Source organism: Azospira sp. MPR-LB4 (assembly GCF_058809525.1).
Genome location: NZ_CM179521.1, coordinates 2095196 through 2119811 on the forward strand (window position 1 = coordinate 2095196; position 24616 = coordinate 2119811).

The 24616-nt window shown below is 68.0% G+C and carries 26 protein-coding genes; 11 read left to right on the forward strand and 15 right to left on the reverse strand.

From position 1 onward, the window contains the following. Positions 1-138 precede the first annotated feature (138 nt). Both AC3QLZ_RS09895 and AC3QLZ_RS09900 read left to right on the forward strand, forming a co-directional pair. The gene (locus AC3QLZ_RS09895) at positions 139-1182 is read left to right on the forward strand and encodes a type IV pilus twitching motility protein PilT (protein WP_014235715.1); all 1044 of its coding nucleotides are present in this window, start codon (positions 139-141) and stop codon (positions 1180-1182) included. A 16-nt stretch (positions 1183-1198) separates the two neighbouring features. Further along, positions 1199-2335 carry a PilT/PilU family type 4a pilus ATPase gene (locus AC3QLZ_RS09900; RefSeq protein WP_014235716.1) on the forward strand — a complete coding sequence of 379 codons (1137 nt, stop codon included), beginning with the start codon at positions 1199-1201 and terminating at the stop codon, positions 2333-2335. An 84-nt stretch (positions 2336-2419) separates the two neighbouring features. On the opposite strand, the gene AC3QLZ_RS09905 is transcribed toward AC3QLZ_RS09900, so the two are convergent. Genes AC3QLZ_RS09905 through AC3QLZ_RS09915 form a run of 3 tightly spaced genes read right to left on the reverse strand, consistent with a single transcriptional unit; the run spans position 2420 to position 4919 of the window. Next, complete coding sequence (locus tag AC3QLZ_RS09905; RefSeq protein WP_014235717.1) at positions 2420-3592, reverse strand: THUMP domain-containing class I SAM-dependent RNA methyltransferase; 1173 nt, start codon at positions 3590-3592, stop codon at positions 2420-2422. Between the two features lie 11 nt (positions 3593-3603). After that, positions 3604-4020 (reverse strand): CopD family protein, encoded by a 417-nt coding sequence (locus AC3QLZ_RS09910; RefSeq protein ID WP_014235718.1) that lies wholly within the window; start codon positions 4018-4020, stop codon positions 3604-3606. Further along, positions 4014-4919 carry an NAD-dependent epimerase/dehydratase family protein gene (locus AC3QLZ_RS09915; RefSeq protein WP_014235719.1) on the reverse strand — a complete coding sequence of 302 codons (906 nt, stop codon included), beginning with the start codon at positions 4917-4919 and terminating at the stop codon, positions 4014-4016. Before AC3QLZ_RS09915 ends, AC3QLZ_RS09910 begins: the two co-directional genes overlap by 7 nt. A 50-nt stretch (positions 4920-4969) precedes the next feature. Between AC3QLZ_RS09915 and AC3QLZ_RS09920 the strand changes: the two genes are divergently transcribed. Together AC3QLZ_RS09920 and AC3QLZ_RS09925 are read left to right on the forward strand one after the other, a co-directional pair. Further along, positions 4970-5983, forward strand: coding sequence for a CDP-6-deoxy-delta-3,4-glucoseen reductase (locus AC3QLZ_RS09920; RefSeq protein WP_014235720.1), 1014 nt, complete (start codon positions 4970-4972; stop codon positions 5981-5983). A gap of 21 nt (positions 5984-6004) precedes the next feature. After that, on the forward strand, positions 6005-7177 hold the full coding sequence (locus tag AC3QLZ_RS09925; RefSeq protein WP_014235721.1) for an EAL and HDOD domain-containing protein: 1173 nt from the start codon (positions 6005-6007) through the stop codon (positions 7175-7177). A 59-nt stretch (positions 7178-7236) separates the two neighbouring features. Here AC3QLZ_RS09925 and AC3QLZ_RS09930 read toward each other — a convergent pair whose 3' ends face one another. Further along, positions 7237-9324 carry an EAL domain-containing protein gene (locus AC3QLZ_RS09930; protein WP_014235722.1) on the reverse strand — a complete coding sequence of 696 codons (2088 nt, stop codon included), beginning with the start codon at positions 9322-9324 and terminating at the stop codon, positions 7237-7239. A 315-nt stretch (positions 9325-9639) separates the two neighbouring features. Then, the gene (locus tag AC3QLZ_RS09935; protein ID WP_014235723.1) at positions 9640-9936 is read right to left on the reverse strand and encodes a hypothetical protein; all 297 of its coding nucleotides are present in this window, start codon (positions 9934-9936) and stop codon (positions 9640-9642) included. A gap of 242 nt (positions 9937-10178) precedes the next feature. Here AC3QLZ_RS09935 and AC3QLZ_RS09940 point away from each other — a divergent pair, with 242 nt between their 5' ends. Genes AC3QLZ_RS09940 through AC3QLZ_RS09960 form a run of 5 tightly spaced genes read left to right on the forward strand, consistent with a single transcriptional unit; the run spans position 10179 to position 13858 of the window. Then, positions 10179-10730 carry an SCO family protein gene (locus AC3QLZ_RS09940; RefSeq protein WP_014235724.1) on the forward strand — a complete coding sequence of 184 codons (552 nt, stop codon included), beginning with the start codon at positions 10179-10181 and terminating at the stop codon, positions 10728-10730. Further along, complete coding sequence (locus AC3QLZ_RS09945; protein WP_014235725.1) at positions 10727-11062, forward strand: hypothetical protein; 336 nt, start codon at positions 10727-10729, stop codon at positions 11060-11062. Before AC3QLZ_RS09940 ends, AC3QLZ_RS09945 begins: the two co-directional genes overlap by 4 nt. After that, complete coding sequence (locus tag AC3QLZ_RS09950) at positions 11025-12161, forward strand: ABC transporter permease (protein ID WP_014235726.1); 1137 nt, start codon at positions 11025-11027, stop codon at positions 12159-12161. The genes AC3QLZ_RS09945 and AC3QLZ_RS09950 overlap by 38 nt, the downstream gene beginning before the upstream one ends. 14 nt (positions 12162-12175) lie before the next feature. Continuing rightward, on the forward strand, positions 12176-12850 hold the full coding sequence (locus tag AC3QLZ_RS09955) for an ABC transporter ATP-binding protein (protein WP_014235727.1): 675 nt from the start codon (positions 12176-12178) through the stop codon (positions 12848-12850). A 3-nt stretch (positions 12851-12853) separates the two neighbouring features. Beyond that, positions 12854-13858 (forward strand): hypothetical protein, encoded by a 1005-nt coding sequence (locus tag AC3QLZ_RS09960; RefSeq protein WP_014235728.1) that lies wholly within the window; start codon positions 12854-12856, stop codon positions 13856-13858. A gap of 10 nt (positions 13859-13868) precedes the next feature. Here the strand turns inward: AC3QLZ_RS09960 and AC3QLZ_RS09965 are convergent, their stop codons facing one another. From AC3QLZ_RS09965 to AC3QLZ_RS09980, 4 genes are all read right to left on the reverse strand, one after another. After that, the gene (locus AC3QLZ_RS09965; RefSeq protein WP_014235729.1) at positions 13869-14435 is read right to left on the reverse strand and encodes a nitrous oxide reductase accessory protein NosL; all 567 of its coding nucleotides are present in this window, start codon (positions 14433-14435) and stop codon (positions 13869-13871) included. A 52-nt stretch (positions 14436-14487) separates the two neighbouring features. Next, entirely contained in the window at positions 14488-16851 is a 2364-nt protein-coding gene (locus tag AC3QLZ_RS09970) for a TonB-dependent siderophore receptor (protein ID WP_014235730.1), read from the reverse strand. Positions 16852-16947: 96 nt separating this feature from the next. Beyond that, positions 16948-17886, reverse strand: a complete 939-nt coding sequence (locus AC3QLZ_RS09975) for a FecR family protein (protein ID WP_157870569.1) — start codon at positions 17884-17886, stop codon at positions 16948-16950. Next, a complete protein-coding gene (locus tag AC3QLZ_RS09980; protein WP_014235732.1) occupies positions 17874-18371 on the reverse strand; it encodes an RNA polymerase sigma factor in 498 nt (165 codons plus the stop codon). The genes AC3QLZ_RS09975 and AC3QLZ_RS09980 overlap by 13 nt, the downstream gene beginning before the upstream one ends. A 185-nt stretch (positions 18372-18556) precedes the next feature. Here AC3QLZ_RS09980 and AC3QLZ_RS09985 point away from each other — a divergent pair, with 185 nt between their 5' ends. Next, positions 18557-19162, forward strand: a complete 606-nt coding sequence (locus AC3QLZ_RS09985; RefSeq protein ID WP_014235733.1) for a nitrous oxide reductase accessory protein NosL — start codon at positions 18557-18559, stop codon at positions 19160-19162. A 1-nt stretch (position 19163) separates the two neighbouring features. Continuing rightward, a complete protein-coding gene (locus AC3QLZ_RS09990; RefSeq protein ID WP_014235734.1) occupies positions 19164-19649 on the forward strand; it encodes a nitrous oxide reductase accessory protein NosL in 486 nt (161 codons plus the stop codon). Positions 19650-19661: 12 nt separating this feature from the next. Here AC3QLZ_RS09990 and AC3QLZ_RS09995 read toward each other — a convergent pair whose 3' ends face one another. Genes AC3QLZ_RS09995 through AC3QLZ_RS10020 form a run of 6 tightly spaced genes read right to left on the reverse strand, consistent with a single transcriptional unit; the run spans position 19662 to position 24596 of the window. After that, complete coding sequence (locus tag AC3QLZ_RS09995) at positions 19662-20771, reverse strand: DUF8744 domain-containing protein (RefSeq protein WP_014235735.1); 1110 nt, start codon at positions 20769-20771, stop codon at positions 19662-19664. 2 nt (positions 20772-20773) lie between these two features. Further along, a complete protein-coding gene (locus AC3QLZ_RS10000) occupies positions 20774-21085 on the reverse strand; it encodes a metal-sulfur cluster assembly factor (protein WP_014235736.1) in 312 nt (103 codons plus the stop codon). A 2-nt stretch (positions 21086-21087) separates the two neighbouring features. Next, entirely contained in the window at positions 21088-21804 is a 717-nt protein-coding gene (locus tag AC3QLZ_RS10005; RefSeq protein WP_014235737.1) for an ABC transporter ATP-binding protein, read from the reverse strand. Beyond that, the gene (locus AC3QLZ_RS10010) at positions 21797-22600 is read right to left on the reverse strand and encodes an ABC transporter ATP-binding protein (RefSeq protein ID WP_014235738.1); all 804 of its coding nucleotides are present in this window, start codon (positions 22598-22600) and stop codon (positions 21797-21799) included. Before AC3QLZ_RS10010 ends, AC3QLZ_RS10005 begins: the two co-directional genes overlap by 8 nt. Next, a complete protein-coding gene (locus AC3QLZ_RS10015) occupies positions 22600-23676 on the reverse strand; it encodes an ABC transporter permease subunit (RefSeq protein WP_014235739.1) in 1077 nt (358 codons plus the stop codon). Before AC3QLZ_RS10015 ends, AC3QLZ_RS10010 begins: the two co-directional genes overlap by 1 nt. Further along, on the reverse strand, positions 23673-24596 hold the full coding sequence (locus AC3QLZ_RS10020; RefSeq protein WP_014235740.1) for a branched-chain amino acid ABC transporter permease: 924 nt from the start codon (positions 24594-24596) through the stop codon (positions 23673-23675). Before AC3QLZ_RS10020 ends, AC3QLZ_RS10015 begins: the two co-directional genes overlap by 4 nt. Between the last annotated feature and the right edge of the window lie 20 nt (positions 24597-24616).

Consider the following 24616-nt stretch of genomic DNA (forward strand, 5'->3'; position numbering starts at 1 on the left):
GCAATCGTGGCGCGAAAGTATAGCACCGCCGGGCCGGAGCGCCCGGCACCGGGCCGGCGCCGCCGCCCTGCTCCAGTGCGCGCCGGGCGCCCCGTTTAGCTCCCATTCACTCCCGTTTTCCGCCTCCAAGGACCGTTGATGGACATCACCGAACTGCTCGCCTTCGGCGTCAAGAACAAGGCCTCCGACCTGCACCTCTCCGCCGGCCTGCCGCCCATGATCCGGGTCCACGGCGACGTGCGCCGCATCAACCTGCCGGCCATGGAGCACAAGGACGTGCACGCCATGGTGTACGACATCATGAACGACGGCCAGCGCAAGACCTACGAAGAGAACCTGGAGTGCGACTTCTCCTTCGAAGTGCCCAACCTGGCCCGTTTCCGGGTCAATGCCTTCGTCCAGCATCGGGGCGCCGGCGCCGTCTTCCGTACCATTCCCTCCAAGGTGCTGAGCCTGGAGGACCTCAACGCGCCGAAGATCTTCAAGGAGATTTCCGAATTCCCCCGGGGCATCGTGCTGGTCACCGGCCCTACCGGCTCCGGTAAGTCCACCACCCTGGCGGCCATGGTGAACCACATCAACGAAAACGATTACGGCCACATCCTGACCGTGGAAGACCCCATCGAATTCGTGCACGAAGCCAAGAAGTGCCTCATCAACCAGCGGGAAGTGGGTCCCCACACCCTGTCCTTCAACAACGCCCTGCGCTCGGCCCTGCGGGAAGACCCGGACGTGATCCTGGTGGGCGAAATGCGCGACCTGGAAACCATCCGCCTGGCCATGACGGCGGCGGAAACGGGCCACCTGGTGTTTGGCACCCTGCACACTTCTTCCGCCGCCAAGACGGTGGACCGGATCATCGACGTCTTCCCCGCGGCGGAGAAGGAAATGATCCGGGCCATGCTCTCCGAATCCCTGCGCGCCGTCATTTCCCAGACCCTGCTGAAGACCAAGGACGGCAACGGCCGGGTGGCGGCCCACGAGATCATGATCGGCACCCCGGCCATTCGCAACCTGATCCGGGAAGCCAAGATCGCCCAGATGTATTCGGCCATCCAGACCGGCCAGCAGTTCGGCATGCAGACCCTGGACCAGAACCTCACCGACCTGGTGCGGCGCAACGTCATTTCGCCGGCGGAAGCCCGCACCAAGGCGGTCAACAAGGACATGTTCGGCGGCTAGGCGCCGGGGAAGAATTATGGAAAGAGATCAGGCACTCAAATTCATCCAGGACCTGCTGCGCCTCATGGTGCAGAAGAAGGGCTCGGACCTCTTCATCACCGCCGGCTTCCCCCCCGCCATCAAGGTGGACGGCAAGATGACCCCGGTCTCCAACCAGGCCCTGACGCCCCAGCACACGGCGGAACTGGCCCGCTCCATCATGAACGACCGGCAGGCGGCGGAATTCGAATCCACCAAGGAGTGCAACTTCGCCATCTCCCCCGCCGGCATCGGCCGCTTCCGGGTCAATGCCTTCGTCCAGCAGGGCCGCATCGGCGTCATCTGCCGTACCATCAACACCACCATTCCCCGTTTCGAGGACCTGGGCCTGCCGCCGGTGCTGAAGGACGTGGCCATGACCAAACGGGGCCTGGTGCTGTTCGTCGGCGGCACCGGCTCCGGCAAGTCCACCTCCCTGGCGGCCATGATCGGCTACCGCAACGAAAACTCCTACGGCCACATCATCACCATCGAGGACCCGGTGGAGTACGTGCACGAGCACAAGAACTGCATCGTCACCCAGCGCGAGGTGGGCGTCGATACGGACTCCTGGGAAATGGCCCTGAAGAACACCCTGCGCCAGGCGCCGGACGTGATCCTGATCGGCGAAATCCGCGACCGGGAGACCATGGAGCATGCCGTGGCCTTCGCCGAGACCGGCCACCTGGCCATGGGCACCCTGCACGCCAACTCCACCAACCAGGCCCTCGACCGGATCATCAACTTCTTCCCGGAAGAGCGGCGCCAGCAGCTGCTGATGGACCTCTCCCTCAACCTGCGCGGCATCGTCTCCCAGCGCCTCATCCCCCTCAAGGACGGCAAGGGCCGGGCGGCGGCCATCGAGGTCATGCTCAACTCGCCCCTGATCTCCGACCTGATCTTCAAGGGCGAGGTCACCGAGATCAAGGAGATCATGAAGAAGTCCCGGGAGCTGGGCATGCAGACCTTCGACCAGTCCCTCTTCGACCTCTACGAGGCCGGCCGCATCAGCTACGAGGACGCCCTGCGCAACGCCGACTCGGTGAACGACCTGCGCCTGCAGATCAAGCTGCACGGCAAGGAATCGAAGGACCGGGACCTGGCGGCCGGCATCGGCCACCTGGATATCGTCTGATACGGGCGCAGCCCCAAAGAAAAACGGCGGAAATTTCCGCCGTTTTTTATTGCCTGCGCCCACCGTGGCGGCGCAGCGCAATGCTTACTCCCCGGACTCTTCCTCGCCCGGCTTCTTGCGCCGGTTGAAGCCGGCCACCATCTTGAACTGGTACAGGCGGCATTCCAGGGCCCCGTTGTAGAGGGGCGTCTTCTTGCCCGGCTTGAGGCCGACGCCCTTGGGCAGGGCCGGGTCGGCGGTGAGGAAGTAGCAGGTCCAGCCGGCGTACTTCTGCTTGAGGGCGGTGCCCAGCTGGGGATAGAAGGCCAGCAGGTTGTCCAGCTCCTCCAGCCGCTCGCCGTAGGGCGGGTTGCAGACCATGAGGCCGGCTTCGGGCGGCGGCGCCGTCTCCAGGATGTCGCCCACGGCCAGATCGACGGCCGGCAGCAGGCCGGCCCGGTCCAGGTTGGCCAGGGCCGAGCGGTAGGCGCTGGGGGACACGTCGCGGCCGAACAGGGTCGGCTTGCCGGCGGGCTTGCGCTCGCCCTGCACGGCGGCGTTCTTGAGACGCTGCCACAGCTGGGCGTCGAAGCCCTTGAGGTTCTCGAAGGCGAAGCTGCGGCGGGCGCCGGGAGCGATGTTGCAGACCTGCTGGGCCGCCTCCAGGAGGAAGGTGCCGCTGCCGCACATGGGGTCCAGCAGCACGGTGCCCGGCTGCCAGCCGGCCAGACGCAGGATGCCGGCGGCCAGGTTCTCCTTCAGCGGCGCCTCCACCGTCTTCTGCCGGTAGCCCCGCTGGTAGAGGGGGGCGCCGGTGGTGTCCAGGTACAGGGTGCAGTCCTCGGCGGTGAGGAAGGCGTGGATGCGCACTTCCGGCTCCCGGGTATCCACGCTGGGGCGCTCGCCGCACTGGTCGCGGAAGACGTCGCAGACCGCGTCCTTGATGCGCAGGGTGATGAACTCCAGGCTCTTCAGGGGCGACTTGATGGCGGTGACGTACACCCGGATGGTGCGGCTGACGTCGAAATGGCGGGGCCAGTCGATCTTGCTCGCCTGCTTGTAGATGTCCTCCTCCTTCAGGTACTTGCCGAAGGAGAGCTGCAGCATGAGCCGGGTGGCGATGCGGGAGTTGAGGTTGGTGCGGTACACCGTCTCCCAGGTGCCGCGGCAGGCGACGCCGCTGGCGACGATGCGGATGTCGCTGGCGCCGGCGGCGGTGAGGTCTTCCGCCAGCAGGGCTTCCAGACCCCGGGGACAGGTTGCGAAAAGTTTGAACATGGAAGCAGCTTTCAGAAGGGTTTGAGGACGACCAGGAAGACCACGACGAAGAGAATCAGCACCGGCAGCTCGTTGAACCAGCGGAACCAGACGTGGCTGCGCCGGTTGGTACCGGCGGCGAACTGCTTGAGCAGGGTGCCGCAATAGGCGTGGTAGCCGATCAGCACCAGCACCAGGGTCAGCTTGGCGTGGAGCCAGCCGCCGGCAAAACCGTAGCCGAGCCACAGCCAGGTGCCGAAGACCAGGGCCAGCACGCCCAGGGGGGTCATGAAGCGGAACAGCTTACGCGCCATGAGCAGCAGGCGCTCCCGCTCCGCCGTGCTGTCCGCCGGCACCATGGCCAGATTGACGAAGATGCGCGGCAGATAGAAGAGGCCGGCGAACCAGCTGGCGACGAGAATGATGTGCAGGGCCTTGAGGATCAGCATGGGGTTTTCTCCGAGAAGGCGGCGGCAATGCCGTCATCCACGTGGGGGTAAAGCAGGTGGTAGCGCAGTTCTTCCTTCAGGCGCCGGTTGGCCAGGCGCCGGGACTCGCTCATGAAGGACAGCTGCAGGGGCGACAGCACGACAGCCGCCTCGGCCCGGCTCAGGCGCGGCGGGCGGGGCAGGCCGAAGGCATCCGCCACCCGGTCGAAATACTCGCCCATCTTCAGGCAGGAATCGTCGCTGGCGTTGTAGCAACGGTTGGCCCGGCCCCGCACCAGGGCCGCCGCCGCCAGACCGGCCAGGTCGGCGGCGTGGATATGGTTGGTGAACACGTCGTCGGCCTCCACCAGGGCCGGGGTGCCCGCCTGCAGCCGCGCCAGGGGCAGGCGGTCGGCGGCGTAGATGCCGGGGGCGCGCAGGATGCTGACCCGCACCCCGTTGTCGCGGCCCCAGCGACGCAGGGCCTGTTCGGCGTCCAGGCGCCGCTGGCCCCGGGGGCTGCGGGGGCGCGGCGGGGCAGTTTCGTCGGTCGCGGCCCCGGCCCGGTCCCCATATACCCCTGTCGTACTGATATAGGTGAGGGCCTGTGGTAGACTTTTCCGTGACTTATTTCCGCCTGCCGCCTTGCCCAGAGCGGCCAGCAAGTGCCGCGTGCGGGTATCCCGCAGGCCCCGGTCGGGCGGAGGAGCCAGGTGCAGGACCTGATCGAACACGCCGGCCAGGCGCCCCAGGGTGGACGGCCGGTCCAGGTCGCCAGCCAGCGGCACGGCGCCGGCCTGCCGCCAGCGCTGGTGCTGGGCCGGGTCCCGCAACAGGGCGAAAACGCGATAGCGCCGGAGGAGTTGGGGCAGGGCGCGCCAGGCCACATCGCCGCAACCGACAATCAATAATCTTTGCACCGCGGCATTTTAGCCGGTTCGGTGCCTTTGGAAGTCGAAAAAGGGGAACCATGAGCTTTTCCGTCACCATCGAACCCGGCCAGCACCATTTCGCGGCCGAATCCGACGAGACTATTCTGGAAGCCGCCCTGCGCCAGGGCCTGACCATGCCCTACGGCTGCCGCGACGGCGCCTGCGGCGCCTGCAAGGGCAAGGTGCTGTGCGGCGAGGTGGACCACGGCAAGTCCCAGCCCCACGCCCTCAGCGAGGCCGACAAGGCCGCCGGCCTGACCCTCTTCTGCTGCGCCAAGGCCAAGACCGACCTGACCCTGGAATGCCGGGAAGTGCGTTCCGCCAGCGACATCCCGGTGAAGACTCTGCCTTCCCGCATCGAAAAGATGGAGAAGGTGGCCGCCGACGTCATGGTGCTGCACCTGCGCCTGCCCGCCACCGAGCGCTTCCAGTTCCTCACCGGCCAGTACGTGGACATCCTGCTCAAGGACGGCAAGCGGCGCAGCTTCTCCCTGGCCAATGCGCCCCACGACGATGCCTTCCTGCAGCTGCACATCCGCCTGGTGCCCGGCGGCCTGTTCACCGAACACGTCTTCAACGGCATGAAGGAGCGGGACATCCTGCGCCTCAACGGTCCCCACGGCAGCTTCTTCCTGCGCGAGGATTCGGACAAGCCCATGATCCTGCTGGCCGGCGGCACCGGCTTCGCCCCCATCAAGGCCATCGTCGAGCACGCCCTGTACACCCAGAGCAAGCGGCCCATGGTCATCTACTGGGGCAACCGCAACAAGGCCGGCCTCTACATGGACGAGCTGCCCGCCCGCTGGGCCGCCGAACACAGCCACATCACCTATGTGCCGGTGCTTTCCGAGCCGGCCGCCACGGACGGCTGGAACGGCCGTACCGGCCTGGTGCACGAGGCCGTGATGCAGGACTTCCCGGACCTTTCCGGCCACCAGGTGTACGTCTGCGGCGCCCCGGTCATGGTGGAGGCAGCCAAGCGGGACTTTACCGGCCGCTGCGGCCTGCCCGAGGCCGAGTTCTTCGCCGATTCCTTCACTTTCTCATCCTGATTTCCAGCCCCAGGAGGCGTCATGCCCGCCGAGGTCTTCATCACCCGCCAGCCCCTGGTCAACCGCCAGAGCAAGATCATCGCCACCCGGCTGCGTCTTTCCTTCCCGGCCGGGGTGGATCCCATGCCGGCTGCCGCCGAAGGACTGGGCGCCCTGGCCGACGTCTGGCCCCAGGGGGAGAAGTCGGTCTTCGTCAGCAGCGGCGCGCCCCTCTCGCCGGAACTGCTGAACTGGGAAATCCCCGCCAACGCCACTTTGGAGGTCCATCCCTTCGCCCTCACCACCGGCGACGGCACCCTCCTGGGCGAGTTGAAGAACCGCAATCCTTCCCTCTGTCTGGATTTCGGCGAGGATGCCGGGGAAGCCCTGGCCAGCGGCCTGCACTTCCGCTTCATCGGTTTTGACGTGGATGCCTATACCCCGGCCCAGATGGCTGCCCTGGTGGCCAAGACCCAGCAGGTGGGCATTCCCGTCGCCTTCAACGCCGACACGCCCCAGGAATTCCAGGCCTGCATGGATGCGGGCGTCTCCGCCGCCGCCGGCTGGTTCTTCAAGAACCTGACGGCGCCGGCCGGCAAGACCCTCAACCCCAGCCATGCCCACATCGTGCGGGTGCTCAACCTGGTGCGCAACAACGAGGACACGGGCAAGATCGAAGCGGCCCTGAAGCAGGACGTGGCCCTCTCCTACAAGCTGCTGCGCTACATCAACTCGGTGGGCTTCGGCCTCTCCTGCGAAATCCAGTCCTTCAAGCACGCCGTCACCATCCTCGGCTACGAGAAGCTCAACAAGTGGCTCTCCCTGCTGCTGGTGACCGCCTCCAAGGACCCCATGGCCCCGGCCCTGATGCACACCGCCCTGACCCGGGCCCGCCTCATGGAGGCCCTGGGCCACGGCGTGGTGGACAAGTCCGAGTACGACAACCTGTTCATCACCGGCGCCTTCTCCCTGCTCGACCACATGCTGGGCGTGCCCATGGAACAGGTGCTGGAAGCCATGCACCTGCCCGAACCCATCAGCGAGGCCCTGCTCGGCCGCGGCGGCCTCTACGGCCCCTTCCTCGACATCGCCCTGGCCTGCGAGGACGGCGACGGCACCCGCCTGATCCAGCAGGCCGGCCTGCTGGGCCTCTCCGCCGCCCAGATCAACAAGGCCCAGCTGGAAGCCCTGAGCTTCGCCGACAAGATGGAATAAGGGCTTGCCGGCCTAGGCCGGCAAGCCCTGCGTCATCCGTCCCCATTTCCCTCCCCGACTCAGGCGGCGCCGACCTCCGCCTCGTCCGGCTGCCGCCGGCAATAGGCCAGGCAATCCGCCTCCGCCAGGGGCGGGCTGTAGTAATAGCCCTGGAAGACATGGCAGCCCAGATTGGCCAGGGCCTGCTTCTGCGCCGCCGTTTCGACAAATTCGGCGATGATGGCGATGTCCCGCGCCTGGCCCAGGGCCGCGATGGCCCGGATGATGTCGCCATTGGTGGCGCTGTGCAGCACATCCCGGGTCAGGGAACCGTCGATCTTGATGACGTCGATGGCGAAGCGCCGCAGGTGCAGCAGGGAAGTGTGGCCCATACCGAAGTCGTCCATGGCCAGCTTGAAGCCCATGCGCCCCAGGGCCTGGATGTTGCTGTCGATCACCGGATCGTCGGGCATGACCTGGGATTCGGTGATTTCGATTTCAATCTCCGCCGGCTGCACCGGCGTCTCGGCCATGAGGCGGGCGATGCGCTCGGCGAAATCGCCGTGGGCCAACTGCAGGGGCGACACGTTGATGGCCAGGCTCAAGCCGGCAAAGCCGCTCTGGTTGAGGCGCGCCTTGAAGGCCAGGGCATGGCGGAAGACCCACAGGCCCAGTTCGTTGATCAGCCGCCCCTCCTCCGCCAGGATCACCGCCATGGCCGGGGAGACGGAGGGGTGGGGCGCCTGGGGCCAGCGTACCAGGGCCTCGAAGCCGAGCAGGCGGTCACGGCAGTCGTGCTTGGGCTGGTAGTGCAGCAACAGCCGGTCATGGCGCACATCCTCCCGCAGCAGACCCAGCACCCGCCGGCTGATGCTGCCCACTTCGTCCAGGCGCCGGATGGTGGATGTCTTGCTCGGCCGGTTGCCCAGCACCACTTCCGCCGCCCGCCGGAAGAGCCGGTCTTCCCGTGCCAGGCGCCGGGCCTCCGCCCGCCGCACGAAGGGCCAGTAAATGCCGATGCTGAGCAGCAGCCCCAGCGCCTGCAGCAATACGCCCTTGATGGAACCGGTCAGCAGCCAGCCGGAGAGGAAGGGCGGAGTGGTCCACGGAATGCTGACCGGCAGCAGCTGCAGCCAGCCGGAGCTGACGGCGGCCACGGCCAGCAGGGCCAGCAGCACCGGCGTCAGGACGAAGGGCAGCAGGTAGAGGGGCGACAGCACCACGGGCAGGCCGAACAGCACCATTTCATTGATGTTGAACATGGCCGGCAGGGTCGCCACCCGGGCCACCTTGAGCAGGGAGCCGCTGCGCGACTGCAGGTAGATGGCCACCAGCAGGCCCAGGGTGGCGCCCGACCCGCCCATCAGGACAAAGGCGTCGAAGAGGGAGCGATTCACCAGGTAGCCGCCGGGCAGGTTCGGCACGGCGACGAAGAGATCGAGGCCGAAGGTGTCCAGGATGTGGCCGCCGTGGATGCCGACGAACCAGAACAGCTGGTTCACCAGGGTGACGAAGGTGATGGCCAGATAGTGGCCGTGGGCGCTCTCCCGGGCGCCTGCGGCGACGCCGTCGAAGAGGGCCTGGGGCGTCGGCAGGGCGGCCAGGAAGCTGGCCACGGCCAGCACGATCAGGCCGGACACGGCGGTCGGCACGCTCAGGCGCAGGGCATTGTGCACCGCCAGGTCCGCATCCCGGGTGGCGCTGATGAGGGTCAGCCAGGAGCGGCGGGCGGCCCAGCGCATGAACTCGGCGGAGAAGAGGCCGACGCCGATGCCCACCAGCATCAGGTCGTAGCCGAGGCCGCCGTGGTGCTGGAAAATGGCCAGGGTGGCGAGCATGAAATTGATCAGGCTCGACAGGCCCACCGCCATGATCGACGGCCCGTCGTCCAACGGCTGGCCGACAGGCAGACGCTGGCGCAGGTGGATGGCCACCACGACCGCCAGGGAGAGGCCGAAGACGCCGTGGGTGCCGCCGATGATGAGGTCGAGGATGCCGGAGAAGGCCTGGCCGCTGCCGCCCAGCAGGAATTGCTGGAAGGCGGGCAGGGGAAAGTTGCGCGCCAGCACCGCCAGCACCCCGAACAGGGTCAGGGGAATCAGGGAGACGAAGGCGTCCCTGATCGAATAGATCCAGATTCTCGCGCGGCGCGACAGCTGCGATGTCATTCGGCCCCCGGGTGCCCGTTATTGGTACTGCTCGGTTCTTGTGTAGTCGGCCTCGGGCAGTGCGGGAGGCTACATACAGGCGATGCCGCCAGCCCCTGCTGGTTGTGTTGGAATGGGGCCGCGGCCGGCGACAGACGGGGCCCATGGTTGCCGTGGCCCGGTCAAGCGCAGGCGTCATTATTACAAAGTCGTACCCTTTGTACATTGATGTCGTCATCGCGATGGCGGGCGGACAAAAGAAAAGGGCGCCGGATCGCAGGATCGGGCGCCCTCGTGCAACGGGTCATTCGTGGCTGCCCCGGGGCAGCGCAGCGCTTACTTCTTGGCGGGTTCGGCAGGCTTCGCTTCGGGCTTGGCGGCCTCGGCCTTTTCAGCCTTCTCGCCGGCCTGCTCGGCCTTCTTCTCCACCTTCTTGTGGCCGTGCTTCACGGCCGGCTTGGCCTCGGCCTTCGCTTCCGCCTTCACTTCGGCCTTCGGTGCTTCCACCGCGGCCTTGGCCGGTGCGGCAGCAGGCGCCGCAGGAGTGGCGGGGGTGGCCGGCGTGGCGGGAGCCTGGGCGAAAGCGGTACCGAAAGCAGCGAAGAGGGCAACAGCGATGAGGTTCTTGGTCATTTCTCTATCTCCTGAAATTTGGCTTGTCCTTCCGGTCGCGAAACCATTTCGCTCCCTTGAGGGCAATAACGCCAACCACCAACTTCCGGTTTGCAGGTGAACGGTAACTCCCCGTAACGCCGTGTAACGCGGCCCGGCGCCGGGTACTGCGTCAATTTGTCGCAGCACCGCCAGGAGCGCCTTCATTACCATGGCGCCTTGACCAAGCTCGGTGACCGCCGGTCGCCCATTCGTCCCAGCCCGTGCGCATCCTTCCGTTTCTCGCCCTGCTGTTCCTGCTGGGCGCCTGCCAGCCCGCCGCCGAACCCCGGGGTACGGGCGCGCCCGTCGAATTTCATCTGCAGACTGCCGCCGGCCCCCTCGACGGCCCCGCCGCCGACGCCCAGGTGCGCCTGCTTTTCTTCGGCTACACCAACTGTCCCGATCTTTCGCCCACGGCCCTGGCCACCGGCGCCCAGGCCCTCAACGGCCTGACCCCGGCGGAACGGGAGCGGGTGCGCCTGGTCCTGGTGACGGTGGACCCGGAGCGGGACACGCCCGCCGCCCTGCAAGGCTATACGGCCTTCTTCCACCCCCTGCTGGTGGGGGCCAGCGCCACGCCGGAGCAGACCATCGCCCTGGCCAAGGCGCTCGGCACCGGCTTCGAAAAGCAGGCGCCACGCCCCGACGGCAGCTACTTCGTGGACCACAGCGGCAGCAGCTACCTGCTCGACGGCAGCGGCCGCCTGGCCGCCACCCTGCCCGCCGGCGCCTCGCCCCAGGAGATGGTGGCCGCCATCCGGAGCCTGTTGTGACGCGGCGCCCCTCGGCCCGCTTCGGCGCCTTCCTGGCCGTGCTGCTGTTGCTGTTCCTGGCCATGCTGGCCGACGCCCGCCGCCTGGCGCCGCCGCGGCAGCAGGAGCAGGCCGCACGGGCCGCCCTGGTGCAGCAGCTGGGCCTGAGCGACCTGGCCCTGTTCACCGAGGCCCGCTACACCCGGCACCTGTCCCTGGCCGATCTCCATTCGCCGTTCCAGGACCATCCCCTGGCCCTGGACCACTTCCCCTCCGGCTCCGTCGTGCCGCCGCCCCCCGCCCGTCTGCCCCACTATGCGCCCCTGGATCGAGAAACAACGCTACCTGATTGACTACACCCTGGCCGCCCTGGCCCGGCGCAAGGCCCGCAACCTGGGCCTGCTGGCGGTCTATGCCCTGCTGGTGTTCATGCTGGCCTCGGTCTCCCTCTTCGGCCAGGCCCTGCGCCAGGAAGCGGCGGCGGTGCTGGCCGACTCGCCGGAGGTGATCCTGCAGCGCCTGGTGGCGGGGCGCCACGACCTGATCCCGCCGGGCTACCTGGAGAAGATCGGCCGCATCCGCGGCGTGCAGCACCAGCAGGGGCGCCTGTGGGGCTACTACTACGATCCGGTGAGCAAGGCCAACTACACCCTGCTGGTGCCGGCCGCAGATGCGCCGGCGCCGGGCCATCTGCGCCTGGGCGCCACCCTGGCCCGGGAGCGGGGCCTGCAGGCGGGCCAGCCCCTGTCCCTGCGCTCCTACGGCGGCAAGCTGTTCACCTTCACCGTGGACGAGGTGCTGCCGGCCAGCAGCGAACTCATCAGCGCCGACCTGGTGCTGCTCGGCGAGGCCGATTTCCGCGCCTTCTTCGACTACCCGGCCGGCCACTACACGGACATCGCCCTGTCGGTGGCCAATCCCAAGGAGGTGCGCAACGTGGCGGCCAAGCTCAGCGCCGCCCTGCCCGACGCCCGCCCCATCCTGCGCGAGGAGATGCGCCGCACCTACGCCAGCCTGCTGGACTGGCGCGAGGGCATCGCCCTGGCCCTGCTGGCGGCGGCCCTGCTGGCCTTTGCCATCCTGGCCTGGGAGAAGGCGTCCGGCCTTTCCGCCGACGAGCGGCGGGAGATCGGCATCCTCAAGGCCATCGGCTGGGAGACCGGGGACGTGCTGCGCATGAAGCTGTGGGAAGGCCTGCTGATTTCCTTCAGCGCCTTCCTCCTCGGCCTGGTGGGGGCCTATGTCCATGTCTTCCACTTCGGCGCCCGCCTCTTCGAGCCGGTGCTGAAGGGCTGGGCGGTGCTTTATCCCCGCTTCACCCTGGTACCCCAGCTGGACGGCCTGCAGCTGTTCACCCTCTTCTTCTTCACCGTGGTGCCCTACACCGCCGCCGTGCTGGTGCCCATCTGGCGCGCCGCCATCATCGATCCCGACGCGGCCATGCGCGGCTGACCGGGGGACCTGCCATGATCCAGCTCACCGACATCCACAAGGCCTTCAACCAGGGCCAGCACAACGAATACTGGGCCCTCTCCGGCATCGACCTGGAACTGGAGGCCCGGCGCGTCACCGCTTTCCAGGGCCCCAGCGGCTCGGGCAAGACCAGCCTGCTGACCATCGTCGGCTGCCTGGCCCGCCCCACCCGGGGCCGGGTGCGCCTGCACGGGGAAGACATTTCCGGCCTGCCGGAGCGCTTCCTCACGGAAATCCGCCGCCGCACCTTCGGCTTCGTCTTTCAGCAGTTCAACCTGATCCGTGGCCTCTCGGCCCTGGACAACGTGATGCTGCCGGCCTACCCGGAGGGCAAGCCCCACGCAGAACTGCTGCAGCGGGCCGAGACCCTGTTGGCGCGCCTGCAGCTGGGCCACCGCCGCCATGCCCGGGTGGAGTGGCTGTCCGGCGGCGAGCAGCAGCGGGTGGCCATCGCCCGGGCCCTGATCAACGACCCCGAAGTCATCATCGCCGACGAGCCCACGGCCAATCTGGACACCACCCTGTCCAAGCAGTTTCTCGCCATCCTCGAGGAGCTCAGCGGCGAGGGCCGCACGGTGCTGCTGACCAGCCATGATCCCCTGGTGATCAAGTCCAGCGCGGTACACCGGGTGGTGGGCCTGCGCGACGGCCGCCTCTGCGGGGATTGAGCCATGCTCTTCCAGCCCTCGGTCATCGCCCTGCTCCTGGCGGCCACCCTGTCCCTGGTGATGGTGGCGGCGGCCGCCCCCTTCGCCTGGCAGATCCTGCGCTGCTGGGACCTGGGCAGCGGCAGCGAACTGCAGCTGCAACTGGAGCGGCGCACCTACCTCTTTTCCACCCTGGCCGCCTTCGTCTGCGCCAGCCAGCTGCTGGCCCTGCTGCTCTTCGTATTCACCGCCGACCGGCTCTCCGCCATGTTCGTCGGTGCCATGTGCGCCGTCGGCGCCCTCAATGCGGATGCTCGGGGCTTTCCCGCCCTGCTGCTGCAGGTGGTCCTGTTCTTCCTCGCCGCCCTGTGGCTGGTGCTGAACCACGTGGACACCCGGGCCCGCAACTACCCCCTGGTGCGCCTCAAGTACGCCCTGCTGCTGGGCCTGACGCCCCTGCTGGCCCTCTCGGCCTGGCTGCAATGGTCCTATTTCCGCGGTCTCAAGGCGGACATCATCACCTCCTGCTGCGGCAGCCTCTTCTCCGGCGACAGCAACCATGGCGTCGCCGGGGAAATGGCGGGACTGGCGCCCCTGCCGGCCATGCTGTGGTTCTACGGCAGCCTCGGCCTGGCCGCCCTGCTCACCGCCTGGCACGCCTGGAGCGGCCGCCTCGGCCTCCTGGCCGGGCTCAGCAGCGGCGCCGCCTTCGTCGGCGGCATCAGCGGCATCGTTTCCTTCCTCTCGCTCTACCTCTACGAGCACCCTCACCACCACTGCCCCTTCTGCATCCTCAAGCCCGAGTACGACTACCAGGGCTACGCCCTCTACCTGCCCCTGTTCGCCGCCACGGCAGCCGGCATGGGCAGCGGCGTGCTGCAACTGGTGTGCCGGGTGCGGGGCCTGGAGCAGATCGCCCCGGCCGCCTCGCGCCGCCTGGCGACGGTGGCGGCCTGGGGCTTCGGCCTGCTGCTGTGCCTGGCCGCCGGCATGATGGCCGGCTCCCGGCTGGTACTGCTGGAACCCTGAACGGCGCGCCTCAGCCGGCGGCGCCGTCCTTCTTGCGACGCAGCCGCTCCTGGTCGTTGCGGTAGCGGCGGCCCAGCTGCTCCGCTTTCTCCGCCATGGATGCAGCCAGGGCCTCGTCGAAGGTGGCCAGCTCGCCGCCCTGCTCCTGGCGCACACGCTGGGCCGCCACCGGATCGGCAAAGACGTACTTGCTGCGCCGGGTCATGGTGCCCGGCAGGCGACTGCCCAGCAGATAGGTGGCGGCGGCGACATCCACCAGGGGCTTGGGCTCGCCGTCGGCGCCGTAATCGGGCCCGTAGATGGCCTTGAAGCCCCGCCGCCGCTCCCGCAGCATCATCTCGGCCGTGCATTCCAGGGAGCAGGTGCCGTCCACGTGATCGTCGGCGTAATGGGTCAGGTGACGGGCGTAATGGAAGCGACGCCGGTCCATGTTGCAGACGACGCAGCGGGGATACTTTTCCAGCTCGTGGTCCAGGGGCGCCGGGTCGGCGCCGGGCTCGGCAGCGGGCTCGGCCGCCTCGGCCTGCCCCACCACCGTCAGCGCCAGAAGTCCTTTGAAAAGGGTACGGCGATCCATATGCATTCCTCCAGGCAGAAGGACCGGGACGGCTGCCCGATCCCGGGGTTGCTCAGTAGCGGGCGCGGAAGGTCAGCATCAGGTTGCGCGGCTCGCCGTAGAAGTTGTAGGCGGTGAAGGTGCCCACCGTGGCGTAGTAGTTCCGGTCAAAGAGATTGTTGGCGGCCAGGCTGACCGTGTAGTTCTTGTCGATCTGGTAGCCCACCAGGGCATTGACCACGGCGTAGCCGCCCTGGGTCTCCACATTGCGGTTGCCGCGGGAACTGCCGGCGCCGCTGCTGACGATGGTGCCCAGCCCCAGGTTGAGACCCCGCAGGCTGTCCTGGTTGAAGCGGTAGTTGGCCCACAGCTTGAGGCTGTCCCGCGGCGACTGGATGGAGTACTCCTTGCCTTGCAGGGTCCGGTCCGACAGGTAGCGGGTTTCCAGGCGGGTATAGCCCGCCATCAGCTCCAGGCCGGCCATGGGGCTGCCGCTGACTTCGGCTTCCCAGCCCTTGCTCTCGATTTCCCCGGCGTTCAGGTAATAGGGCGTCGAGGCGGCAGGGTAGGCCGGGTCCCGGTAAGCCCGGTTCTTGTCCCGGATGTTGAAGAAGGCCAGGGAAGCATTGAGGCGGCCGTCAAAGAACTCACCCTTGCTGCCGACCTCATACTGCTTGCCGACCCGGGGATCCAGGGCGTTGCCGTCGGCTTTCAGCTGCGTCTGGGGCACGAAGATGTCCGCGTAGCTGCCGTAGAGGGAAATCTGCCGGGTCACATCCACGATCAGGCCGCCGTAGGGCGTGAACTGGTTATTGGCCTGGGCACCGTCACGCCAGGCGGATTGGGTGGACGGGGAAACGTTACGGCTCTTGGCCTTGAAGTTGGTGGCCCGGCCGCCCAGCACCAGGGTCACCGGGTCCGCCAGGCTGAGGCGCAGCTGGGAATAGACGCCGGACTGGGCCCGCTCGCTTTCGCTGCCGGAGGTGTAGGTAAAGGAAGGCTCCGGCAACGACGCGGCATCGGCCAGGGAAACGTTGGCCACGGTGGACGCACTGCCGCTCTTGCTGCGGCTGTTGTAGACCTCCGCATTGACCCCCAGCAGCAGGTTGTGGGTCCGGCCGAAGAGGTCGAAGGGACCATTGATGAAGGCATCCAGGCCATCCCGCCGGTCGTCGCTGGTGTATTGGCTGCGGTTGTAGGCATCCACGGTGCCGGTGGCCCGGTTCACCCCGGAACTGGGCCAGGCATCCTTGGAGAAGGAATTCTGGGTGCGGTGGCTGTAGGACGCCTTGGCCACCCATTTGTTGGCGAAGCGATGCTCGACGCTGGCCGAGGTTTCCTCGGTGTAGTAGCTGTAGACCACCCAATCCGGCACCACGTTGGTGGAACGGTCCACCTTGAGGAAATTGCCGTCCTTGTATTTGGGCAGGCCGGAGGAAGGCGCCTTGCTGCGGCTGTCCTGGGCGGCAAAGGAGAGGGACAGGGTGGTGGCGGGGGAGAGATCGTATTCCAGGGCGCCGAAGGCCAGCCACTTGTTGGTGCGGGCCCGGTCGTAGTAGTACTGGCGATCCTCGTCGCTGACCACCAGCCGGCCCCGCAGGCTGCGCTCCGCGTTGAGGGGCGCCGTGATGTCGCCCTCGACCCGGTTGTTGTTCCAGGAGCCGGTGGAGGCCGTGACGGCGGCGGCGAAGGTATCCCGGGGGCGCTTCTTCACCAGATTCACCACCCCGCCGGGTTCGCTGGTTCCCTGCAGGATGCCGGCCGGACCGCGCAGCACCTCGACCCGGTCGTACAGGGCCAGGTCGAACTGGTGCACCGCCGTCAGGCCCGAGTGGGAAGACACCCCATCCTGCATCACGCCCAGGCTGAAGCCCCGGGACAGGTACTGGGACTGGGTGGTGTCATTGGCGATGACATTGACCCCGGTCACCTGCTGCAGGGCATCCACCATGGTGACCATGCCCTGGTCGTCCATCTGCTGCCGGGTGAGGACGGACACCGACTGGGGAATCTCCCGCGGCGTCAGGGCCACCTTGCCGGCCACGGTGGCGGCGGCGGCCGCATAGGTGCCGCTGCCTTCGGTTTCGGCCCGCAGGCGCTGGCCGTGCACCAGCACCTCCGGCAGCACATTGCCCGAGCGGCTGCGCCGCTGGATCACGTAGCTCCCCGGGGCGGTGCTGTGGAAGACGAAGTCCGTGTCCTGCAGCAGCTTCTGCAGCGCCGCTTCCGGCGTCAGGCTGCCCTGCAGGCCCCGGCTGCGGGCGCTCTGCAGTTCCGCCGCATCGAACAGGATCTGGATGCCCGTCTGCCCGGCCAGGCCCTGCAGGGCCTCGGCCAGGGGCTGGGGCGCCAGGTCCAGCGTGCGCGCCCCCTGGGCCCATGAGTTCCCCGCCACGGCTGCCGTCACCAGCGCCACCATCCCCATCATTTTTTTCATTGCTCGCCTTTCACTCACTGAGACTCCGGCTTTTTGCCGGCATGGGGAGTGAGACGTTGGCGCAATGAAAACCCTGACACGGGTGGGCAAATTTTTTTATTCGGCACCGCCGCGGCGTAGCAGGTAGGTGCGGTCCTGGCCTTCTTCCCGGGCCAGGGGATAGAGCAGCAACAGGGCGTCGAGCAGGCCTTCCCGGTCCGCCATGCGGAAGCTGCCGCTGATGCGCAGTTCCGCCAGGGAGGGGTCCTGCAGCAGCACCGGACGCTCGTGCTGGCGATTGACCTGCGCCAGGGCCTGGGCCAGGGGCGTGGCCTGGAAAACCCAGCGGCCGTCGAGCCAGGGCGCCACCTGCCCCGGCGCCACCGGCTGTACTTCGCTGCTGCCCTGGGGCCCGTGCTGCCATTGCTGGCCGCCCCCGATGGCCACGGGGGCGGCGCCAAGATGGGCTTCCACCCGGCCTTCCAGCACCCGTACCGCGAGGGACTGGCGCTCCCGGCTGACGGCGAAGGTGGTGCCGATGTCCCGCAGGGTGGCGGCGCCGGCCTGGACCGAGAAGGGCCGGGCATCGGCGGCGACGACGAAGCGGGCCTCGCCCCGCTCCAGGAAGAGGCGACGCTGGTGCTGCGAATACTGGATGCGCAGGACGGTGTCGGCGTTGAGGTCGAGCCGGCTGCCGTCCGCCAGCAGTTCGCTGCGCATTTCGCCCACCGCGGTCTGCAGGCACTCCTGGCGGTCCATGGCCGGCAGGCCGAGCAGGGCGCCGCAACAGGCGAGGCCGGCCAGCCCGGCGGCCAGGGACTGGCGCCGGCTGCGGGGCTTGAGGCCGTCGAGCTGGCGCCACAGTTCCTGGAAGCGGGCGTACTCCCGGGAATGGCGGGGGTCGGCGGCCAGCCAGGCCTCGAAGCGGCGCTGCTCGGCAGCGGAACATTCCGGCCGCTGCAGGCGCAGCAGCCAGCCCGCCGCCTGCTCCAGCACCGCCGGCAGGGGCTGGTCTTCAGGGGGCGTGCCGCAGGCGGACATGGTCAGTGCAGGCACAGGCGCAGCTGCACCAGGGCCCGGATCAGGTGTTTTTCGATGGCATTGACGCTGATGCCGTATTCCCGGGCCAGGTCGGCCTGGCGGCAGCCGTCGAACTTGTGGCGCAGGAACACCTCGCGGCAGCGGGGCGGCAGCTGTTCCACCGCCGCCGCCAGGCGGGCCAGGGTCTGCCGGGCGCTGGCCACCTGCTCCGGACCGGGGCGGGGGCAGGCCTGTTCGGCGCAGTCTTCCAGGGGCAGGATTTCCCGGGGGCGACCGGCCTCGGCCCGGTAGTGGTCCACCGCCAGGTTGGCGGCGATGCGGTAAAGGAAGGCCCGGGGATTGCGGATGGCGTCCTTGCCGTCGCTCAGCATCATGCGCAGGAAGGTTTCCTGGGCCAGTTCCCGGGCGACTTCCCGGCAGGCCACCCGCTGGGCCAGGTAATGGCGCAGTTCGGCAACGTGCTGCAGGTAGAGATGGGCGAGCGCTTCACCACCGAGCATGGGTGGCTATCCATTAGGGCATACGGAGAAGCTCGCCATGCTAGAGCACGCCCCGCCCCGCACAAATGCGACATAGGGTCGCACTGCCGCCCGCAGAGCCAGGCAGGGCGCGGCAATTTGCCGCACTCCGGCACTTTCGCCAACGCTTATATTCGGGGTCTGTTTTTCAGCAAGGGAGATAAGAAATGGATCGTCGCCAACTATTGAAGCTGTCCCTGGCCGCCGGCGCCGGGCTCGCCGCCACCACCGGCACCACCCAGGCTGCCGCCTGCGACACGGACCGCACGCCCCAGCAGTTCATTCCCAAGACGGGGGCCGATGCCAATCCGCTGGACAAGGAATTCGAGAAGTATCCCAAGTGTCCCTACTGCGGCATGGACCGCAAGGAACACCACAAGGCCCGCATGCTGGTGCAGTACAGCGACGACCTGGCCGACGGCGTCTGCTCCATCCACTGTCTGAGCCTCAGCCTGGGCCTCAACATCGACCGGGAACCGAAGCAGATCTGGGGCCCCGACTACGGCTCCACCGCCGAACCCCGGCCCCTGGTGCCGGTGGACAATCTGGTCTATCTCATCGGTGCCGACCTCAAGCACGCCATGACCAAGCGCAGCAAGCATTCCTTCGCCAGCCCCAGCGTGGCCAAGGAATTCCAGGCCAAGTACGGCGGCAGCCTGGGCAACTTCAACGATGCCCTGCGCGAAGCCTATCTGGACATGGCCAGCGACGTGACCATGATCCGCAAGAACCGGGAAGAGCGCCGGCGCAAGGCCGCCCAGGCCAAGGGCTGAGATGGGACGCCGCCTCCTGGCGGCCTGGCTGCTCTGCGCCTGGATGGGTATCCAGGCCGCAGCGGCAGCCGCCGCGCCGCCCGCCAAGCCCGGTCCCCGGGACACCTGCCCGGTCTGCGGCATGCTGGTTTCCAAGTATCCCAACTGGGTCGCCGTGGTGCAGTGGAAGGACGGCCATGTGCATTTCTTCGACGGCGCCAAGGACATGTTCAAGTTCCTCCAGGACCTGCCCAAATACGCCCCGGGCCACCGCCCCGGCGACATCGAGGCCATCCTGGTGACCGACTTCTACAACCTGCGCCGCGTTGATGCACGCAAGGCCCTATTCGTCCTCGGCTCCGACGTGCTCGGTCCCATGGGCCACGAACTGGTGCCCCAGGCCGACCGGCTGGATGCGGAAGAATTCCTCAAGGACCACAAGGGCAAGCGCATCGTGGACTTCGGCCAGGTGACCCCGGCCCTGATCCGCCAGCTGGACGCCGACTGAAAGCGGCCGGACTCAGGGGGCGGCGCGCCGTCCCCTGATCACGCTGCCCACCATGGTCAGCACGAACAGCAGCAGGGCCAGGCCGTTGCCGGCGCCGCCCCAGGGCCGCAGCCCCGATTCGGGCAGCAGGTCGCCCAGCAGGCGCAGGGCCAAGCTGCCGTGCAGCACCAGCAGGGGCCCGTAGAACACCGGGTGGTAGGGAATCTGCACCCGGGCCACGGCGGGGAAGATGATCGGCGCGTGGCCGAACACCATGGAAAAGACAAAGCCCACCAGCAGGGCATGCAGGGCTGCGTCGTAGTGGGGCCCGCTGCCGCTGAGGGCGCCGCCGCTGAGCAGCAGGCCGCCACCCAGGGCCAGCCAGAAATATCCCGACAACAGACACACCGCGATGAAGCGGGTCAGACCCTGCTGCTTCACCGTGCGCCGGGCAATGTCCTGTTTCAACAGCCACAGGGCCAGGGCCAGCAGGCCGAGCCCGGCCAGTGCCGTGCCTGCGTCCGGCAGCAGGGGCGTCAGCAGCGCCCCCAGCAGCACCAGGGCCATGAACAGGGCGAAGAAGCGCTGCGCCAGGGGCGATGGCGGCAGGAAGCGGGAAAGCTCCAGGCGCTCGCCGGCGATGGTCAGGGCCAGGAAGGCAACCCAGGCGATCACCACCCGGGGCACCGGGAAGCCGGCCAGCCACAGGCCGTTGCCCAGCAGCCAGGAAGCGGCGCCCAGGGCCAGGGTCAGGTTGTGCAGGGCGGGCTGCTGCCGCCACACCCGCAGGGAGGCCAGCAGCAGGATGGCGGCCGCGCCGCAGGCCAGGCCGCCGGCCACCGCCGGCGGTGCGCCGAGCAGCAGGGCCAGGCCGGCGGCACCGGCCAGGGCCGGCCCCAGGTAGGCCCAGCCGGTGGCCAGGGCCACCGCCCGTTCCAGGGCGATGACGGTGCCGAAGAAGGCGCTGACCATGAGGGGGCCGTGGAAGGCGGCGCCCTGGGCCGCCAGGGAGGCGGGCAGGGGAAAGGCCCAGCCCAGGCGCCACAGGCCGCCGCCGACGCCGACCAGAAGGGCGGCCATGGCCAGCAGCAGCAGGGGCAGGCGTTGCAGGGGACGCAGGCCGCCCCGGTGGGGGGCGTTCATGGCTACTCGCCCCAGCCCAGGGTGTCCTTGGCCTTGGGGCTCATCAGGGCCGGCGACCAGGGCGGCTCCCACACCAGTTGCAGGTCCAGGTCGTAGGGTTCCGGCACCAGGGGCTCCAGGGCCGCCCGGGCCTCGTCCATGACCAGGTCGCCCATGGGGCAGGCCGGGCTGGTCATGGTCAGGCGCACCACGACGCCGTTGTCGCCGATGTCGATGCCGTAGACCAGGCCCAGGTCCACGATATTCACCCCGACCTCCGGATCCACCACCTGGCGCAGGACGGTGCGCAGGGCTTCTTCAGTCGGCAGGGACATGGTCATTCTCCTAGGTAGGCGGCTTTGACGCGGGGGTTGTCGAGCAGGGTGCCGGCCGCATCGGTGAGGGTGATGTCGCCGGACTCCATGACGTAGCCGCGGCGGCTCACCTGCAGGGCCAGGCGGGCGTTCTGCTCCACCAGCAGGATGGTCATGCCCTGGCTGGCCACCTCTTGTACCACCTCGAAAACCTTCTGCACCATGATCGGTGCTAAACCCATGGAAGGTTCGTCCAGCAACAGCAGCCTGGGCCGGCTCATCAGGGCCCGGCCCATGGCCAGCATCTGCTGCTCGCCGCCGGAGAGGGTGCCGGCCAGCTGGCCGTGGCGTTCCTTGAGGCGGGGCAGGAGGGCGAAGATGCGTTCCAGGTCGTCGGCGATCTCGGCCTTGTCGTGGCGGCAGTAGGCGCCCATTTCCAGGTTCTCGGTCACCGTCAGGCGGGCGAATACGCCCCGGCCTTCGGGCACCAGGGCGATGCCCTGGCCCACCAGCTCATGGGGCGCCAGGGCCGAGATTTCGCGCCCCTGGTAACGCACGCTGCCGCCGGCGGCATCGAGCTGCCGGGCCAGGGCTTTCAGGGTGGAGGTCTTGCCGGCGCCGTTGGCGCCGATGAGGGCCACGGTTTCGCCCGGGTCCACATGGAAGGTGATGCCCTTGACGGCCTGGATGCCACCGTAGGCGATGCGCAGACCTTCAACGATGAGCAGGGGTTCAGCCATGGGCCACCTCGCTGCCGGCGGGTTGGGCTTCGGCGCCCAGATAAGCGGTAATCACGCGGGGATCCTTCTGCACCACGGCGGGCACGTCCTCACAAATCTTTTCGCCGTAATCGAGCACGGCCACCCGGTCGCACAGGCCCATCACCAGCTTCACGTCGTGCTCGATCAGCAGCACGGTGATGCCGTCCTTGCGGATGCCTTCGATGAGGGTGCGCAGTTCGCCGGTTTCCGAGGCGTTCATGCCGGCAGCGGGTTCGTCCAGGGCCAGCAGCTTGGGCTCGGTGGCCAGGGCCCGGGCGATTTCCAGGCGGCGCTGGTCGCCGTAGGAGAGATGCTTGGCCAGGTCGTGGGCCCGGTCGGCGATGCCCACGTAGTGCAGCAGCTCCTCGGCCCGGCGCTGGATGGCCGCCTCCTCCGCCCGGGTGCCCGGGGTGCGGAAGATGGCGCCGAAGACGCCGGCCCGGGTGCGCTGGTGGCGGCCCACCATGACATTCTCCAGGGCCGTCATGTGGGCGAAGAGCCGGATGTTCTGGAAGGTGCGGGCGATGCCCCGGGCCGCCACCTTGTGAGGAGCCGAGGTGTCCAGCTCCGCCCCGGCGAAGACGATGCGCCCGCCGTTGGGCACATAGAGGCCGGTGAGGCAGTTGAAGAAGGTGGTCTTGCCGGCGCCGTTGGGGCCGATCAGGCCGTAGATTTCCCCTTCCCGGATGGTCAGGGAGACGCCGCGCAGGGCCTTGACCCCGCCGAAGTGCTTGGCCACGTCGCTGGCCTCGAGGAGGATGGGACGCTCGCTCATCACTTGCTCCCTCCCTGCAGTTCCCGCTTGCGCGTGGCCGAGGGCCACAGGCCGGCGGGGCGGTAGAGCATGACGGCGATCAGGGCCAGGCCGAAGAGCAGCATGCGCAGGCTTTCCGGGTCCACCACCACCTTGCCGAAGGCGTACTTCTGCAGGGGCACGGCGGCATGGCGGAAGGCTTCGGGCAGGATGGTCAGGAGGATGCCGCCGAGGATGACGCCGGGAATGTGGCCCATGCCCCCCAGCACCACCATGCACAGCACCATGATGGATTCCATGAGGCCGAAGGACTCGGGGCTGACGAAGCCCTGGAAGCTGGCGAAGAGGCCGCCGGCGACGCCGCCGAAGGTGGCGCCCATGGAGAAGGCCAGCAGCTTGATGTTGCGCACGTTGATGCCGCAGGCCTTGGCGGCGATCTCGTCTTCCCGGATGGCGACCCAGGCGCGGCCGATGCGGGAATCCTCCAGGCGGATGGTGACGAAGATGATGACCAGGGCCAGCAGCAGGAACAGGTAGTAGTAGGCGTGCAGGGAAGGCACCGTGACACCCAGCACCGAGAGGGGCTTGGCCAGGGTGACGCCGCCGACGTGGAAGGGATCGATGCTGGAAATGCCCTGGGGCCCGTTGGTGATGTTCACCGGCGCATTCAGGTTGTTCATGAAAATGCGGATGATCTCGCCGAAGCCCAGGGTGACGATGGCCAGGTAGTCACCCCGCAGGCGCAGGGTCGGCGCCCCCAGCAGAGCCCCGGCACCGCCCGCCACCACGGCCCCCAGGGGCAGGATGGCCCACACCGGCCAGTGCAGGCCGAAATGGGGGCTGGCCAGGAGGGCGTAGAGATAGGCCCCCACCGCATAGAAGGCGATGTAACCCAGGTCCAGGAGGCCGGCGAAGCCCACCACGATGTTCAACCCCAGGGCCAGCATGATGTAGAGCATGGCGAAGTTGAGGATACGCAGCCAGGCATTGCCCAGGCCAGCACCGACGAGGAAGGGCAGCACCGCCAGGACGATGCCGATGGCGGCGTAGCCGGCCCAGAGGACGCGGCGGTCGTGCTTGAGGTCGTTCCAGCTCATGCCCGTTCCGCCACTTTCTCGCCCACCAGGCCGGAGGGACGGAAGACCAGCACCAGGATCAGGACGAAGAAGGCGAACACGTCCTGGTAATGGGAACCGAGGAAGCCCCCGGTGATGTCGCCGATGTAGCCGGCCCCCAGGGATTCGATGAGACCCAGGAGGATGCCGCCGATCATGGCCCCTGCCAGGTTGCCGATGCCGCCCAGCACCGCGGCGGTGAAGGCTTTGAGGCCGAGAATGAAGCCCATGTAGTAGTGGGCGATGGAGTAGTTGGCACTGACCATGAGCCCGGCCACGGCGGCCAGGGCCGAGCCGATGACGAAGGTGAGGGAGATGATGTGGTTCACATTCACCCCCATCAGCTGGGCGATGGCCGGATTCTCGGCGGTGGCGCGCATGGCGCGGCCCAGGCGGGTGCGGTTGATGAGCAGCAGCAGGCCGGCCATCATGCCGGCGGCCACCAGGACGATGATCACCTGCAGGTCGGTGAAGGTGGCGCCCAGCACTTCGTGGGCCTCGGCCGGCAGCACGGCGGGGAAGGAATGGTAGCTGCGGCCCCAGACCATCATGGCCAGGTTCTGCAGCACGATGGAGACGCCGATGGCGGTGATCAGGGGGGCCAGCCGGGGCGCCTTGCGCAGGGGCCGGTAGGCGATCTTCTCGATGCCGTAGCCGATGGCCATGCACACCGGGGCGGCGGCCATGAGGCCGATCAGGGCGATGACCGGGCCCGGCAGGCCGGAGCCGGCCAGCAGCTTGACCACGGTAAGGGCAGTGAGGGCACCGATCATAACCACTTCGCCATGGGCGAAGTTGATGAGGCCCAGGATGCCGTACACCATGGTGTAGCCGAGGGCCACCAGGGCATAGATGCTGCCGAGCACCAGGCCGTTGATGATTTGTTGCAGAAAAATGTCCATGGAATTCCTGTGCGGACATG

Coding starts and splice junctions, on each gene's coding strand:
- AC3QLZ_RS09895 (WP_014235715.1), top strand. CDS start 139: ATGGACATCACCGAACTGCTCGCCTTCGGCGTCAAGAACAAGGCCTCC.
- AC3QLZ_RS09900 (WP_014235716.1), top strand. CDS start 1,199: ATGGAAAGAGATCAGGCACTCAAATTCATCCAGGACCTGCTGCGCCTC.
- AC3QLZ_RS09905 (WP_014235717.1), bottom strand. CDS start 3,592: ATGTTCAAACTTTTCGCAACCTGTCCCCGGGGTCTGGAAGCCCTGCTG.
- AC3QLZ_RS09910 (WP_014235718.1), bottom strand. CDS start 4,020: ATGCTGATCCTCAAGGCCCTGCACATCATTCTCGTCGCCAGCTGGTTC.
- AC3QLZ_RS09920 (WP_014235720.1), top strand. CDS start 4,970: ATGAGCTTTTCCGTCACCATCGAACCCGGCCAGCACCATTTCGCGGCC.
- AC3QLZ_RS09925 (WP_014235721.1), top strand. CDS start 6,005: ATGCCCGCCGAGGTCTTCATCACCCGCCAGCCCCTGGTCAACCGCCAG.
- AC3QLZ_RS09930 (WP_014235722.1), bottom strand. CDS start 9,324: ATGACATCGCAGCTGTCGCGCCGCGCGAGAATCTGGATCTATTCGATC.
- AC3QLZ_RS09935 (WP_014235723.1), bottom strand. CDS start 9,936: ATGACCAAGAACCTCATCGCTGTTGCCCTCTTCGCTGCTTTCGGTACC.
- AC3QLZ_RS09950 (WP_014235726.1), top strand. CDS start 11,025: ATGCGCCCCTGGATCGAGAAACAACGCTACCTGATTGACTACACCCTG.
- AC3QLZ_RS09955 (WP_014235727.1), top strand. CDS start 12,176: ATGATCCAGCTCACCGACATCCACAAGGCCTTCAACCAGGGCCAGCAC.
- AC3QLZ_RS09960 (WP_014235728.1), top strand. CDS start 12,854: ATGCTCTTCCAGCCCTCGGTCATCGCCCTGCTCCTGGCGGCCACCCTG.
- AC3QLZ_RS09965 (WP_014235729.1), bottom strand. CDS start 14,435: ATGGATCGCCGTACCCTTTTCAAAGGACTTCTGGCGCTGACGGTGGTG.
- AC3QLZ_RS09970 (WP_014235730.1), bottom strand. CDS start 16,851: ATGAAAAAAATGATGGGGATGGTGGCGCTGGTGACGGCAGCCGTGGCG.
- AC3QLZ_RS09980 (WP_014235732.1), bottom strand. CDS start 18,371: ATGCTCGGTGGTGAAGCGCTCGCCCATCTCTACCTGCAGCACGTTGCC.
- AC3QLZ_RS09985 (WP_014235733.1), top strand. CDS start 18,557: ATGGATCGTCGCCAACTATTGAAGCTGTCCCTGGCCGCCGGCGCCGGG.
- AC3QLZ_RS09990 (WP_014235734.1), top strand. CDS start 19,164: ATGGGACGCCGCCTCCTGGCGGCCTGGCTGCTCTGCGCCTGGATGGGT.
- AC3QLZ_RS09995 (WP_014235735.1), bottom strand. CDS start 20,771: ATGAACGCCCCCCACCGGGGCGGCCTGCGTCCCCTGCAACGCCTGCCC.
- AC3QLZ_RS10000 (WP_014235736.1), bottom strand. CDS start 21,085: ATGTCCCTGCCGACTGAAGAAGCCCTGCGCACCGTCCTGCGCCAGGTG.
- AC3QLZ_RS10005 (WP_014235737.1), bottom strand. CDS start 21,804: ATGGCTGAACCCCTGCTCATCGTTGAAGGTCTGCGCATCGCCTACGGT.
- AC3QLZ_RS10010 (WP_014235738.1), bottom strand. CDS start 22,600: ATGAGCGAGCGTCCCATCCTCCTCGAGGCCAGCGACGTGGCCAAGCAC.
- AC3QLZ_RS10015 (WP_014235739.1), bottom strand. CDS start 23,676: ATGAGCTGGAACGACCTCAAGCACGACCGCCGCGTCCTCTGGGCCGGC.
- AC3QLZ_RS10020 (WP_014235740.1), bottom strand. CDS start 24,596: ATGGACATTTTTCTGCAACAAATCATCAACGGCCTGGTGCTCGGCAGC.